Annotated in this window: 12 protein-coding genes; 5 read left to right on the top strand and 7 right to left on the bottom strand. The window is 42.6% G+C overall.

Translation table 11 applies throughout. The features are described 5' to 3' along the window. Window positions 1-47 precede the first annotated feature (47 nt). Window positions 48-392 (bottom strand): hypothetical protein, encoded by a 345-nt coding sequence (locus tag HXY43_RS10955; RefSeq protein WP_026732221.1) that lies wholly within the window; start codon window positions 390-392, stop codon window positions 48-50. A gap of 226 nt (window positions 393-618) precedes the next feature. On the opposite strand from HXY43_RS10955, the gene HXY43_RS10950 reads away from it, so the two are divergent. Together HXY43_RS10950 and HXY43_RS10945 are read left to right on the top strand one after the other, a co-directional pair. After that, window positions 619-1,191, top strand: coding sequence for a hypothetical protein (locus HXY43_RS10950; protein WP_290883213.1), 573 nt, complete (start codon window positions 619-621; stop codon window positions 1,189-1,191). Window positions 1,192-1,341: 150 nt separating this feature from the next. Then, window positions 1,342-2,109: an ATP-binding cassette domain-containing protein gene (locus tag HXY43_RS10945; protein ID WP_290883211.1), complete on the top strand. Its 768-nt coding sequence runs from the start codon at window positions 1,342-1,344 to the stop codon at window positions 2,107-2,109. A 148-nt stretch (window positions 2,110-2,257) separates the two neighbouring features. On the opposite strand, the gene HXY43_RS10940 is transcribed toward HXY43_RS10945, so the two are convergent. Then, window positions 2,258-3,025 (bottom strand): response regulator transcription factor, encoded by a 768-nt coding sequence (locus HXY43_RS10940; RefSeq protein ID WP_290883209.1) that lies wholly within the window; start codon window positions 3,023-3,025, stop codon window positions 2,258-2,260. Window positions 3,026-3,583: 558 nt separating this feature from the next. Here HXY43_RS10940 and HXY43_RS10935 point away from each other — a divergent pair. Further along, window positions 3,584-3,835 (top strand): DUF6761 family protein, encoded by a 252-nt coding sequence (locus HXY43_RS10935; RefSeq protein ID WP_026732217.1) that lies wholly within the window; start codon window positions 3,584-3,586, stop codon window positions 3,833-3,835. 303 nt (window positions 3,836-4,138) lie between these two features. Here the strand turns inward: HXY43_RS10935 and grxD are convergent, their stop codons facing one another. The 3 genes from grxD to HXY43_RS10920 all read right to left on the bottom strand — a co-directional run bounded on the left by grxD (window position 4,139) and on the right by HXY43_RS10920 (window position 5,838). Next, window positions 4,139-4,462 (bottom strand): Grx4 family monothiol glutaredoxin, encoded by a 324-nt coding sequence (gene grxD / locus HXY43_RS10930; protein WP_026732216.1) that lies wholly within the window; start codon window positions 4,460-4,462, stop codon window positions 4,139-4,141. A gap of 87 nt (window positions 4,463-4,549) precedes the next feature. Beyond that, a complete protein-coding gene (locus tag HXY43_RS10925) occupies window positions 4,550-4,804 on the bottom strand; it encodes a BolA family protein (RefSeq protein WP_290883207.1) in 255 nt (84 codons plus the stop codon). Between the two features lie 428 nt (window positions 4,805-5,232). Further along, window positions 5,233-5,838 carry a hypothetical protein gene (locus tag HXY43_RS10920; RefSeq protein ID WP_290883206.1) on the bottom strand — a complete coding sequence of 202 codons (606 nt, stop codon included), beginning with the start codon at window positions 5,836-5,838 and terminating at the stop codon, window positions 5,233-5,235. 169 nt (window positions 5,839-6,007) lie between these two features. On the opposite strand from HXY43_RS10920, the gene HXY43_RS10915 reads away from it, so the two are divergent. After that, window positions 6,008-8,110 carry a S8 family serine peptidase gene (locus HXY43_RS10915; RefSeq protein ID WP_290883204.1) on the top strand — a complete coding sequence of 701 codons (2,103 nt, stop codon included), beginning with the start codon at window positions 6,008-6,010 and terminating at the stop codon, window positions 8,108-8,110. Between the two features lie 64 nt (window positions 8,111-8,174). Here the strand turns inward: HXY43_RS10915 and HXY43_RS10910 are convergent, their stop codons facing one another. Both HXY43_RS10910 and tadA read right to left on the bottom strand, forming a co-directional pair. After that, window positions 8,175-8,945: a 1-acyl-sn-glycerol-3-phosphate acyltransferase gene (locus tag HXY43_RS10910; RefSeq protein WP_290883203.1), complete on the bottom strand. Its 771-nt coding sequence runs from the start codon at window positions 8,943-8,945 to the stop codon at window positions 8,175-8,177. Window positions 8,946-9,063: 118 nt separating this feature from the next. Then, window positions 9,064-9,549 (bottom strand): tRNA adenosine(34) deaminase TadA, encoded by a 486-nt coding sequence (gene tadA, locus HXY43_RS10905; RefSeq protein WP_290883201.1) that lies wholly within the window; start codon window positions 9,547-9,549, stop codon window positions 9,064-9,066. A 344-nt stretch (window positions 9,550-9,893) separates the two neighbouring features. Here tadA and HXY43_RS10900 point away from each other — a divergent pair, with 344 nt between their 5' ends. Then, window positions 9,894-12,752 (top strand): ATP-binding protein, encoded by a 2,859-nt coding sequence (locus tag HXY43_RS10900; RefSeq protein ID WP_290883199.1) that lies wholly within the window; start codon window positions 9,894-9,896, stop codon window positions 12,750-12,752. Window positions 12,753-12,901 lie beyond the last annotated feature (149 nt).

Raw genomic sequence — 12,901 nt, 5'->3', positions numbered from 1 at the left:
TCCCTTGAACTTTAATATATTCGCCTGTGCCGACGTGTTAAGATATGCTATCGCTTGCGTTGTGAAGCTCTAGATAAAATAAATTTGTATCCAAAGTACACTAGTCCTGCCAAGAATGCCAAACTAATCGCAGAAGCTACTAGTCTGAACACTGCTTGCAACACAGCAAAGCTTAATAAAACTCCTACACTTACAAACACCAGCTTTCCCGTTCCAGACAGGGTGTTGAACCAACCTAAAAATCGCTGTAGTTGCGGATTTGTACTTGGAAAACCAGACTGAGAGGGTTGCTCTATTCGTTGTGATTGGGGTGTTTTCCCAGAAGAGGAATTAATTTCTGCCTCTAGTTTTCGGAGGCGTTGCTGTAAGTCTTCTTCAGGTTGAGGATTCATCAATTTTTACCTCAGCTAGCAAACTTGGTCAACAACAGACCAACTAAATGTAATAGTTGGCGGTTGTTTTAGTGATTTTAGCAAGATCGGCTCTTGAGCTTACGGTGCAAGAGTGTATCTTTAATAGAATGATAAGAGTGCGATCGCCAATTAAAAATCCAGAATATTTCTACTGTCACTGGACGAGAGCTTTAATATAGTTAGAGTTAAGAATTATGGTAAAGCTGTGACCACCAACTCAGTCAATACCTCACCTTCTATTTCTATTTTTCGCCTATCTCCTTTAATTCGGCTCACACTTTTGAGTCTATATGTAGCACTCACAGTACCTTTACCTTTTTTAGTTAAAGTAACAAATGCACCCATACCACCAACACTATTTTGGCTAGGAATTGGTATTGGTTTAGTTGCCCTGTATGCAGCGTTAACAGAACGTGTAATTGTAGACGATCAAGGAATTCAGGTAGCTTATCCCAACTGGGTACCGCGTTTTTTTCGTAAAGGTTGGTCGTTACCTTGGTCAGATGTGAAACACTTAAAACCTCGTACCACTGGACAAGGAGGATTAGTTTACTATTTTCTGACTCACGAGGGAAAAGCTTATTTATTGCCGATGCGTGTTGCGGGTTTTTCCCGGTTGGTAAAATTGGTGCAAGAAAAGACTGGCATTGATACTAGCGATGTCTATCCTTTAGCTCAACCTTGGATGTATTTAATTTTACTTTGTTTTACGCTGTTGCTGTTGTTGGTGGATGGCTGGACAATTGCCACAGCCTTAACGCAGGGTAATTTGAGTTAAAGCTTCACCTAAAAGTGATGTAGAGAAGCAAAATTTCGTAGCTCTGGAGTATTATATGCCTGTAGGGTAGGCATCTTGCCGTGCCTAAAATTTAGTAATTTATGCCTGATGTGAATTAAAAAGCTTAATCGGAATTTACTAAAGGTTAATTTGGAAACTTCCCCGCAACCAAAACTCAGACTAGAAAAAGTTAGTCTATATACAAGTTTGCAAGGAAACCTGCAAGGGTACCCGATATTACAGGGTATTTCTTTTGAGGTATTTGAGGGCGATCGCCTTGCCGTTGTCGGCCCGTCGGGTGCTGGAAAAACTTACTTACTACGCCTCCTCAACCGTTTGAGTGAACCCACTAGCGGCAAAATTTATCTGGAAAATCAGGAGTACAGTCAAATCCCTGTTTTGCAGTTACGCGCCTGTGTCACACTCGTTCCCCAAGAGTCGAAATTATTGGGAATGACAGTAAAAGATGCTTTGGCATACCCTCTAGTTTTGCGTAGTTTGCCCAAACAAACTATTCAGCAAAGAATTAGTAATTGGATAGAACAGCTACACATACCCGATGATTGGTTGGGAAGAACGGAAGTGCAACTTTCTCTTGGACAGCGCCAATTAGTGGCGATCGCACGTGCATTAGTCATCCAACCATCGATTTTATTATTAGACGAACCAACCTCTGCCCTTGATGCTGGTACTGCTTCCCATGTTATGGCAGTCATTACTCAGTTGGCTCAAAGTCATCAGACTACGATTCTAATGGTAAATCACCAGCTAGACATAGCTGAAATGTATTGCACGCGACTGTTGCACTTGCAACAAGGACGCCTGCTGGCAAATCAAAAAGCCTCTGACGTAGATTGGCTTAAATTAAAAGAAAGCTTGGTGCAAGCAGAAGCACAAACTGCTGAAGAATGGATTTAGTTAGTAGTTAGTAGTTAGTAGTTAGTAGTTAGTAGTTAGTAGTTAGTAGTTAGTAGTTAGTAGTTAGTAGTTAGTAGTTAGTAGTTAGTAGTTAGTAGTTGATTTTTTACCACTATCCACTATCTACTATCCACTATCCAGTAACTATCTATCTTTGAGTACTAATCGTTGAACGTTGATTGTTGAATCTTTCTGTCGTTAATTTTGCTGGTGACTGTGCCAAATTAGAATTCAAAATTTCCATATTAAACCGATATCCCACGTTACGAATTGTTTGAATTAAGCTAGGTTGTCGCGGATCGAGTTCTACTTTCTTTCGCAGCGATAAAACGTGAGTATCAATGGTGCGAGGGTTATCAATCGCATCGGGCCAAGCACGACGTAGTAATTCCGATCTAGTTAAAGGTACTCCTCCTGCTTGTGCTAAAACATACAGCAAACTGAATTCTTGGGGCGTTAAGTCAATAAACTCTCCTTGAAAGCGGACACGGCGCTGCACTAAATCAATTTGCAAGGTTCCATAATCCAAATAAGCTGGGGCAACGGGTGTACGGTTACGCCGAATTAGCGCCTCTACCCGCGCTAAAAACTCCTGCATCCCAAATGGTTTACAGAGGTAGTCATCCGCCCCCGCTTTCAAACCAGCAACAATATCAGCTTCATTACTGCGAGCAGATAGCATTAAAATTAATGGCTGCTGTTGGCGATGCAACCATCGGCAAAATTCAATGCCATCTCCATCAGGCAAGTCTGCATCTAAGATTACTAGTGTTGGCTGGTGGCTTAAAAAAACTTCCCTTGCCTGGTAAATACTTGCAGCTTGATGCACCCGATAGTCCAGTTGTTGCAAGTGCCAGCCAAGCAACGACCTCAGATGGGGATTTCCCTCTACGATTTCAATACAAACCGAACCCACGGTGGCAAGACCCCTTAGCGTGCATGACTTTCAAAGTAACAAAGCCTCTATCCTAGGTTTTGTAACCCTTGTTACTTCAATTGCCATTAATTTTTAATTTTCTCATGCAAAACCTAACAAGTCATTTAACCCAAAGTCTTATCCAAAGCCGAATTAGTACTATTTTTAAATTTTTGTTATAATTACTGAAACTTTTTCTAGTTAAGTCTTTTGCTTCCACAAGGGTGTCTTTTACCAAAAAACAATCACTACGGCAATTTTTTACTGCCAAGGGCATACTTTGTCCGCATAGTGAAAGCAGATACTATTCCCCAAAAAAATCTGATAGGCACATTAGTACAGTGCAGAGGTGCTGTTTGCAGACCTAAATATAACAATAACTTACCGACTCATCAAATTCCTGCTTTTCTGGAATAGGATCGAATCAGACTGTAGCTGCTAGCGGGTATTCCCCACAGCAGAAGATAGGGATTTTAAATTGGTGTCAAACTGAAATGTACTTCACATTTCAGCTTGGATAATTTACAATTCTCATTCCAAAGAGATTTTTACAGCAGTATGCTCCAAGACACGCAAACCATCCGCTATTACCAAAGACTAACCGACGCCTTCGTCGAGTTGTGGAATCGCGGTTATCGCACTGATGATATGCGGATGTATTTGGATGGTTATCTAGCCGCGCTGCGACATGGTAACGCCATTGAGCCATATTTGATTCATCGCTTAGAGGAGGAAGCTACCCGCTACTTGTACGATGTATCGAATTTCACAATGACACAAACCGAGCCGGAGCCAGATTATTATAGATGACTATGAAATAGTCACTGATGCTCACGCCTGATCGACGCAGATAATTATAGCACGTTATCCACCCGAGTCAATCACGGCAGCGGCGTGAAATTTGTAAATTACTAAAAAACATCCCCTCTGTGACGTTTGGACATTTCGGCAGAGGGGATTTTTGGTTATTTTGTCATTAGTCATTGGTTGTTAGTAGGGGCAGGTTTGACTCACAATACTTACGAATATCATGGCTAAACTGCCCGTACAGTGGTTGATTGGAACAAACAACAAACAACGAACAACCAAGGACAAATGACAAAGGACAAAGGGCTAAGAAGCTAGGGCAACTTCTACCATTTGCTGCAATTCGCCTTTTTGATAAAGTTCAATCATGATGTCTGAACCGCCAACGAATTGCCCATTGATATACACTTGGGGAATTGTCGGCCAGTTAGAATACTCTTTAATTCCCTGACGGAGTTCTGAGTCATCCAGAATATTAACTGTCTCGAAGGGAACTCCCAATGTATTCAAAATCTGCACTACATTATTGGAGAAGCCACACATGGGCATTAATTTGGTTCCCTTCATAAAAACCAAAATCTTGTTTGTGTTGACTAAATTATCAATTCGCTCTTTGAGTTCTGGTGTCATAGTTTTTGTGTTTCCTACTCTTTAAATTTAGTCAAGGGTCAAGGGTCAAGGGTCAAGAGTTTTGGACTTTTGACTCTTGACTCTTGACTATAGACTATTATTAGCAAAAGCTTCGGGTGTATAGGTTTTTAGTGCCAAGGCATGGATAGCTTCGCTGGACATCGCTTGCTGCAAAGCACCGTAGATTAACTGGTGTTGTTGCACCAGTCCTTTGCCTGCGAACTGCGATGAAACTACTGTCACTTGATAGTGGTCGCCGCCACCAGTCAAGTCTTGCACCTGAACTTGCGCGTCTGGCAGTTCCGCCTTGATCATCTCCTCAATCTGTTGCGGACTAATCATCGCAATTCCTACAAAACTTCTTTTCTATTATTATCAATAATTACGCAATTATAAATTACATTGGTCAACTTGCAGGTTCAGCAAGATTGAGTATAAATGCACTTTTTATATCGTATCCGTTTAATCAGTTTATGTTTCACTGCTCGATGCGGCTAGTAGGTTTTCTTCCCATTACCAATTACCCATTACCGACCTCAACGGATAATATAAGTGTTCAAGGTGGAAAGTAATTGTGGCGTTGCATAAATGCGGGATGAATTGGCGGTTGAAACCATTGAAAATTCGTCCCAAATTGGGGCGAAATCATCCCATGATTCAGCAACGCCATAATTGTGTATAGTCCCATCCTATCATTAGACACTCAAAAGCCCGCTCACCTGCTGGCGGCGGTCTATTGAAGAAATTGATAATAGATATAGTTTTTTTAATTATTTCTGGGATGAAGAAGAGTTACTATTTCCCCCTGTGGGATTGGGGGCATTGACAAAGCCCAGTTCTTGTAATTGTTGGTAAGCTTTCTGACCTAGCGGTCGCGTTGGGTTTTGACTTTTAATAATTTGAACTAGCAACGGCACTGCTAATTCTGGTTTATTTTGGGCTCGATGTACAAGTGCTAGCTGATAAGTGGCTTCATCCCGCATTTGAGCAGTTTCTAGTGCCATTTTGCGCTGGGAATCGGCAACTCTATTATCAATTCCAGAAAAGCTAGAATTCAGTTCTTGATAAAAATTAGATAGCTGATTAAAAACCTGTCTTGCTTCTTGGAGTTTTTTCGCAGCTACCTCATAGTTTTGGGAATTGACAGCTTGGCCTGCCTCCGTCATTAAACGCTTACCGCCATCAACGCTTAAAAGACTGTTATTTTGAACTGTTGGACGCAAGTTGTTGGGGTTGTTGGGATCAATAGGTTGTGCTTGGTTGGGACTATTGAATATCTGTGGTTGTTGAGCATGAACTGGTGATAGCAAGCTCAGGGTTGCTATGACTGATAAGAATGTGAAGCGAATCAAGGGAACATTGGCTACTGACTTCATGGGATAAATTTATGCAACAACTCAATAAAAAAGAATGGAAACTTCGGGTATCTTAACTCTGTTTAGGACTTTGACAAAACAAAGCCACATACTTAGTTTCTCCGATCTAGACTGATAATCGGTGAAATCATGTTCCCATCGCTTCCTTACAGTAGCTTAAATCACTGCTATGAACGATCGCCTAAATTCCTCTGATTTTCCTGCCACGGGTATATCAGCAAACAGCCAAGGACTAATTTTACAACGCGGTGGTGAAGAGTTGATCTTGGAAAAAGTGAGCGATCGCTTCACCGTCCGTCCCACTGATGACCTTTCACCCCAACAATTATCCCAAGTGAACTGGGGCAGTTGGCGTCGCAGTATTCCCAACGCCCAACTAGCATTATTCACTGTTGCACCTACGCAGCTGGAGTCAGCCATGACTGAGGCACGGGACTCTAACAATGTGGCATTTGCCAGTCACGTTTACCAAATCAAAGATAGTCCTGCCACGAGAGTTTATCTTAGCGACCAAATTACAATTCAATTTGCATCCTGGGTAGACGCTGCCAAAATTAACTCCATTGCCGCCACCTTTGGCTTAGTGCTATCTAAACCAATTCCCAGCCTCCCCAACACTTTTGTTTTCCTAGTCAGTGAACAAGCACAAGCAAACCCAATTAAGATCGCTAACCAGTTGATTTCATTCCCAGAGATTGTAGTTGCCGAACCAAACATCGTTGTGCATCAACAACCCTATTACCAACCCCGTGACCCCCTTTATCCCCAGCAATGGTATCTCAACCACAACGGCGGCAATCAATTAGCTAATGGTTCTCATATTGCGGCCGAACAGGCTTGGAATATCACTCGCGGCGTTCGTTCTGTTGTGGTAGCGGTAGTAGATGATTCCTTTGATTTAAATCATCCAGATTTTCAAGGTAGCGGCAAAATTGTTGCCCCCAGAGATTTAAAAGAAAATGATTTTTTGCCCTTACCTAACGAAAAAGAAGCCAGCCACGGTACAGCTTGTGCGGGAATAGCCGTAGCAGAAGAAAATGGTACGGGAATTGCTGGGGTTGCTCCTGGTTGTGCTTTAATGCCGATTCGTAGCACGGGATTTTTAGATGATGAATCAATAGAAGAGATTTTCAACTGGGCGATCGAAAAGGGAGCGAGTATAATTTCATGCAGTTGGGGAGCATCGGCAATTTACTTCCCTCTTTCCTTGCGCCAACGCGCCGCCATCACTCGCGCTGCTACTAAAGGACGTAATGGCAAAGGTTGCATTATCCTGTTTGCCGCAGGCAATGCTAACCGTCCGGTGAGCGGTAGCGTGAATGAACAGGGATGGCAGAAAAACTTAGTAAAAGGCGATACTAAATGGCTAAGTGGTTTTGCTGTTCACCCAGATGCGATCGCGGTTGCTGCTTCCACCAGTTTGAATAAAAAAGCTGCCTACAGCAATTGGGGAGCGAACATTTCTGTTTGTGCGCCTAGTAACAATGCCCCACCGGGAATGTGGTTCCAACAGGAGGGTTATGTATATACCCAACCAGCGATCGCCACAGCCCTATCTGGACGAGGCATGTTTACCACCGACCAAGTAGGGGCTGCTGGCTACGAACCAGGCGATTTTACCAGTAACTTTGGTGGGACTTCTAGTGCTACTCCTGTAGTTGCAGGCGTAGCAGCACTAGTTTTGTCGGTGAATCCCGATTTAACAGCAAAACAAGTCAAACGCATCTTAGAAGAAACTGCTGATAAGATTGTTGACCTTGAACCCGACCTCCAATTGGGTAGGCGTTATGGTACTTATGATGAGAATGGCCATTCCCAGTGGTTTGGTTATGGGAAAGTGAATGCCCTGCGGGCAGTACAAGCAGCCCAAAAGCTGCGTCCTAGCACACTTTCTACAAATGGGCAAATAGGAGGAGGGAACAATAGCAAAACATCAATACCAGATAATGACCCACAAGGCATAAAAAGCGCGATCGCCATATCTGAATCTAGCCTAGTCAAAGATATTCAGGTGAGTGTCAACATTACCCATGAATTTTTAGGTGATTTAGAAATTTATTTAATTGCCCCTAACAATCACCTAGTTTTATTGCAGAGTCGCATCTTAGGTCGTCGCAGCGAATTACAAGCAACTTACACAGTGCGATCGCATCCAGTACTGGCGCAGTTATTATCTTTACCAGCCAAAGGACGTTGGCAGTTATGGGTTATTGACTACGCACCACAAGATATAGGGAAAATAAATAGCTGGGAATTAACTTTAGGAATTTAGTTATTGGTTAGTGGATAGTGGTTAGTGGTAAAAAACCAACTACTAACTACTAACTACTAACAAATTACGAATTTGGCATTTCTGCAAATGTGTGAGTCGTAATTGTCGATTCATCATAACAGCTTAAATTTTGAAGTGCTTTTGCTAAATCAGCTGTCAAGCATTTGGCATCTTGTTTCACATTACCATGAGCATAATCTGCAACCTTGATAGCAGAGCCGATGTGAATGCTAACATCACTACCCCAATGCGGATAAGGATCGCTGTAATTAATACCAATAGGCAGAATTTTCACTCCCAGTCCTGGATAGCTAGATTCAGCAGTCAAAGCTAAACGAGCAATTCCTGGCTTGAGAGTGTGAACTTCACGATCGCGAAAAATGCCACCTTCAGGATAAATGACTAACATTTCTCCACGCTGAAGTAATTCAACTGTATGGCGGAGAGTGGATATTGATGGGCGTTGGGGATCTACAGGAAACCCTCCTAAGCGTCGAACAAACCAACCTTGCAAACCTTGGCATTCAGTAATTGTTACCATAAATCGCAAGTCTCGGCCCGTGATGCCACGACCAGTAGCGTAGGGTAGGAGCAATGAATCCCAACGCGCCCGATGGGTAGGCGCAAGGAGAACAGGGCCAGTTGTGGGGATATTTTCTTGTCCGACGATCTTAATCTGCCCAAAAAATGACGTTAAAAGATGGCGTCCTAAGAAATACGCCACAGGAGTCAACCAGGGAGAAATCCATGAGGTAGTAGAAACCAACTTCGGATTGGCTGGAATTTCGGTCAGTGTTGGGTGGCAGGTCTGGTTAGAAGATTGAACTTCGATCATGACGGTGGCTGCTGACTGTTGGCTAAACAAGTAATGTAATGAAAACAAGGATTAGATACACCGTAGATTTTCTTCCTAGAATTGTGTTGCACTAATTGGACAGTTTCACCTCTGTCCGTTAATGAGGGCGATGTCGCCGATGAGCAAACCAGGCTTGTAACTGCTGACGGCAAGCGGATTCAAGAATGCCTCCAATGACACGCAGGCGATGATTAGAAGCCGCACTATCGGGGATATTAGCAACAGTACGAATTGCGCCAGTTTTGGGATCATCCACGCCATAGACCAGAAGTCCAATACGGGCTTGGACAATTGCACCCGCGCACATCGGACAAGGTTCAAGAGTGACGTAGAGAGTACATTGGTTGAGACGCCAAGTTTGTAACTTGTTAGCAGCTGCCCTGAGCGCTAAAATCTCCGCATGAGCAGTTGGATCTTGGTCGCGTTCTTTGCGATTTTCACCTTCTGCAATCAAATTCCCAAATGAATCAATAATAACAGCGCCTACGGGAACGTCACCCCCATCACCCGCCATTTGTGATAGTTCTAGAGCTTGATGCATCCAGTAACGGTGTATAATATATTCTGGGTATTCAACTAGCACGTTTTTATCCCCACAAAGGCGTAAAAAACTAGTCCTAAGGCTAGAAAACTGGAGCTAAACTAGCAAAATTCACCTAATTTTGGTGTGAGAAGCATAATATCAGGAATTAAAAAATTATGAATTATGAATTATGAATTATGAAATTTTCAGCATTCATCATTCTCCCCAGTACCCAATCCCCAATTACCAATACCCAGTGTGAAGTTTTAAGAGTGCGATCGCTGCCAGATAAATTTAAACAAAAAAACTAAAAAAATTATTCAAAAATTTATTCAACGCGGGAATTACAGAAGCTGTTAGTAATTATCGTTGTTTATATTTGCATCTAAAAATATAACCTCGCGATGAACCCGCGAAAAAAGCATAAAAGCCAGGAAGAGATTCTCAAGCAACAGCAGCAGTCAAATTTTGTAGGGCGAGAAAAACAAATCACCTTATTTCGCCGCAATTTAGAATTACTACTTCAAGATGAACGTCGTCGCTTTATATTTAATGTCTGGGGTCAAGGTGGAGTTGGCAAAACTACTCTGCTGCGGCAGTTTCGTACAATTGCAGAAGAGGCAAAAGCGATCGCTGCTTACACAGACGAAGGAGAAAAAAGCGTACCAGAAGTAATGGCTAGTTTAGCCAAGCAGTTAGAACAGCAAGGTCACAAACTAGAAAAATTTAGTGAATGTTACAAAATTTACCGCCAGAAGCAGCAAGAATTAGAAAGCGATCCGGAAGTTCCTCTTGGTTTGTCGGCTTTTTTAGGGCAAACTGTAGCCCAAGGCGGAGTGCATTTAGTACGGCAAGTTCCTGGTACTGGTGTTGTATTTAAATTTGTAGAACAAGCGTGGGAATGGTCAGCCTTTGTAACTAAAAAATTGACCAATAAGGACGAAGTGCGCCTATTACTGGAACCACAAGCAGTGCTAACGCCTTTGTTTTTAGAAGAGATTGGGAAATTAGCAGATAATTATCACATCGCTTTATTTTTCGATACTTACGAGCGCACAGAAGAATTTTTAGATCGCTGGCTAAAAGAGATTTTGGACGGTCATTATGGTGAAGTACCGCTCAATATAATACTGATTATTGCAGGTCGCCAGGAGTTGGACAAAAACCATTGGGCATTTTACGAAGGATCAATAGCGTGTTTGCCCTTGGAACCTTTTACTAAAGAGGAAGCCCAAGAATATTTAACGCGAAAAGGCATTACAAACAGTCACGTCATTGATACAATTATCAGCCTTTCTGGATGTTTACCACTGTTAGTAGCTACCTTAGCAGCTGAAGTTCCTCATCACTCTAGTCAGGTTGGCGATCCCAGGGGCACAGCAATAGAACATTTCTTGAAATGGGTGGAAGATCCAACACGGCGACAAGCAGTGGTGAATGCTGCCATTCCTCAGTGTTTAAATCGGGATATTCTCGCTAAGTTGCGAGAAAAACAAGAGGCAGATGGACTATTTAACTGGCTGAAAGAAATGCCCTTTGTCAAAGAGCGTCCCAATGGCTGGGTGTATCATGATGTCATCAAAACGCAAATTTTACACTACAAGCGTCTTTCATCACCACAAAGTTGGGTACAGTTGCATGGTAAGTTGGCAGACTACTACGACACTCTACGCAATGACCTGCAATTGGATGAACAAAAGAAATGGCGTGACCAAACCTGGCAAAGCCATACACTGAACCTTATATATCATCGTTTGTGTCAATCACCACTCAAGTATTTACCTTTAGCTCTGAATGGATTCCTAGCTGCTCTTAAAAATCAACGCAGCTTTGCTCACATCTGGGCAGAAACAATGGTGCAGGCTGGTAAAGATGCAGATACAGATGAAGTTCAGCACTGGGGTGAAAAGCTAGTTGAGGGATTAAAAGCTAATAATGAAAATCGCTACGATGTTGTTGTGGACATGTTCACAGCTTTGTTGAGCCATGCCAATCTTGATGCACAATGGCGTTTAGTAGCTTTAGACTGGCGTGGATATATCTATTCTCAAACTAACAAATACTCGAAAGCTTTGGAAGATATGACTGAGGCTATTAATTTAGCTCCCTATCAAGCTGAGTATTTAGCGGTTCGAGGCAAAACTTATTACTCAATACAGCGTTATCAGGAAGCACTCCAGGACTTTAACCGTGCCATTGAACTCAACCCTAACTTAGACTGGGTACTGGCAATTCGGGGTCTAACTTATCGCTCAATACAGCATTATCAGGAAGCACTCCAGGACTTTAACCGCGCCATTGAACTCAACCCTAACTTAGACTGGGTAATGGCAATTCGGGGTGACACTTATCGCTTAACACAGTGTTATGAAGAAGCACTCCAGGATTTTAATCGCACTATTGAACTTGACTTCAACCTCGACTTAGCGCTAGCAAGTCGAGGTGAAACTTACCGCTTAATGCAGCGTTACCAAGAAGCACTCCTAGACTTTGACCGTGCCATTGAAATTAACCCTAACTTCGACTGGGCGCTAGCTAGTCGGGGTCAAACTTATCAATCAATGCAGCGTTACGAGCAAGCACTCAAAGACCTTGACCGCGCCATTAGGCTTAACCCCAATAACCCTTGGGCGCTGGCTAGTCGGGGTCAAAATTATTGCTTGATGCAGCGTTACGAGCAAGCACTTAAAAACTTTGATCGTGCGATTAAACTTAACCCTAATAACGCTTGGGCGCTGGCAGGTCGAGGGGAAACTTACCGCCTAATGCAGCGCTATGAAGAAGCACTTAAAGACTTTGACCGCGCGATTATACTTAACCCTAGCTATGCTTGGGCATTGGTCAGTCGGGGGGAAATTTATCTCATGCTGAAACGATACAATGATACTCTGATAGATTTTAAAAACGCTCTAGAGTTGGAATCTAATAATAATTGGTGTTTGTATGTTCGAGCTTTAACTTACCAAGCTCTTAACAAACCAGACAAAGCACAGGCTGATTTTGCTCTAGCAATTCAACTTGCTAAACAGCATTTTGAACAACATGCTCAAGACTGGCGCAATACCTTTAACCTCGCCCTTTACTTTTTGGCTGTTCAGTACATCCCAATAGCGAAGCAGTTATACCAGTATGCTTTATCTAAAGGTGCTTCTTTAGAGCACATTCACGAAGCTATTCGCGATCTGGATGATTTTTTGACTGTCTTTCCTGAGCATGTGCAAGCTAAAGATATACAAAAGTTTTTACGGTCTGCTTTGATCTAATTAAGTCACGCCTGATGTGAATTAAGCAAGCTGGTTTCATACAACGAAATAAAAATCACCAATTCCTACCAACTTCTTAAACTCTTTGTGTCCTTTGTGTCCTTTGTGGTAGCCTGCGGCAAGCCGCTGCGCGTCTACGTTAACATAAA

Source organism: Fischerella sp. (genome assembly GCF_013388695.1).
GTDB lineage: Bacteria > Cyanobacteriota > Cyanobacteriia > Cyanobacteriales > Nostocaceae > PCC9605.
Note: the sequence above shows the minus strand (reverse complement) of the source record. Positions and strands in the feature narration are given on the sequence as shown.

Coding starts and splice junctions, on each gene's coding strand:
- HXY43_RS10955 (WP_026732221.1), bottom strand. CDS start 392: ATGAATCCTCAACCTGAAGAAGACTTACAGCAACGCCTCCGAAAACTA.
- HXY43_RS10935 (WP_026732217.1), top strand. CDS start 3,584: ATGCTCCAAGACACGCAAACCATCCGCTATTACCAAAGACTAACCGAC.
- grxD (WP_026732216.1), bottom strand. CDS start 4,462: ATGACACCAGAACTCAAAGAGCGAATTGATAATTTAGTCAACACAAAC.
- HXY43_RS10925 (WP_290883207.1), bottom strand. CDS start 4,804: ATGATTAGTCCGCAACAGATTGAGGAGATGATCAAGGCGGAACTGCCA.
- HXY43_RS10920 (WP_290883206.1), bottom strand. CDS start 5,838: ATGAAGTCAGTAGCCAATGTTCCCTTGATTCGCTTCACATTCTTATCA.
- HXY43_RS10915 (WP_290883204.1), top strand. CDS start 6,008: ATGAACGATCGCCTAAATTCCTCTGATTTTCCTGCCACGGGTATATCA.
- HXY43_RS10910 (WP_290883203.1), bottom strand. CDS start 8,945: ATGATCGAAGTTCAATCTTCTAACCAGACCTGCCACCCAACACTGACC.
- HXY43_RS10900 (WP_290883199.1), top strand. CDS start 9,894: ATGAACCCGCGAAAAAAGCATAAAAGCCAGGAAGAGATTCTCAAGCAA.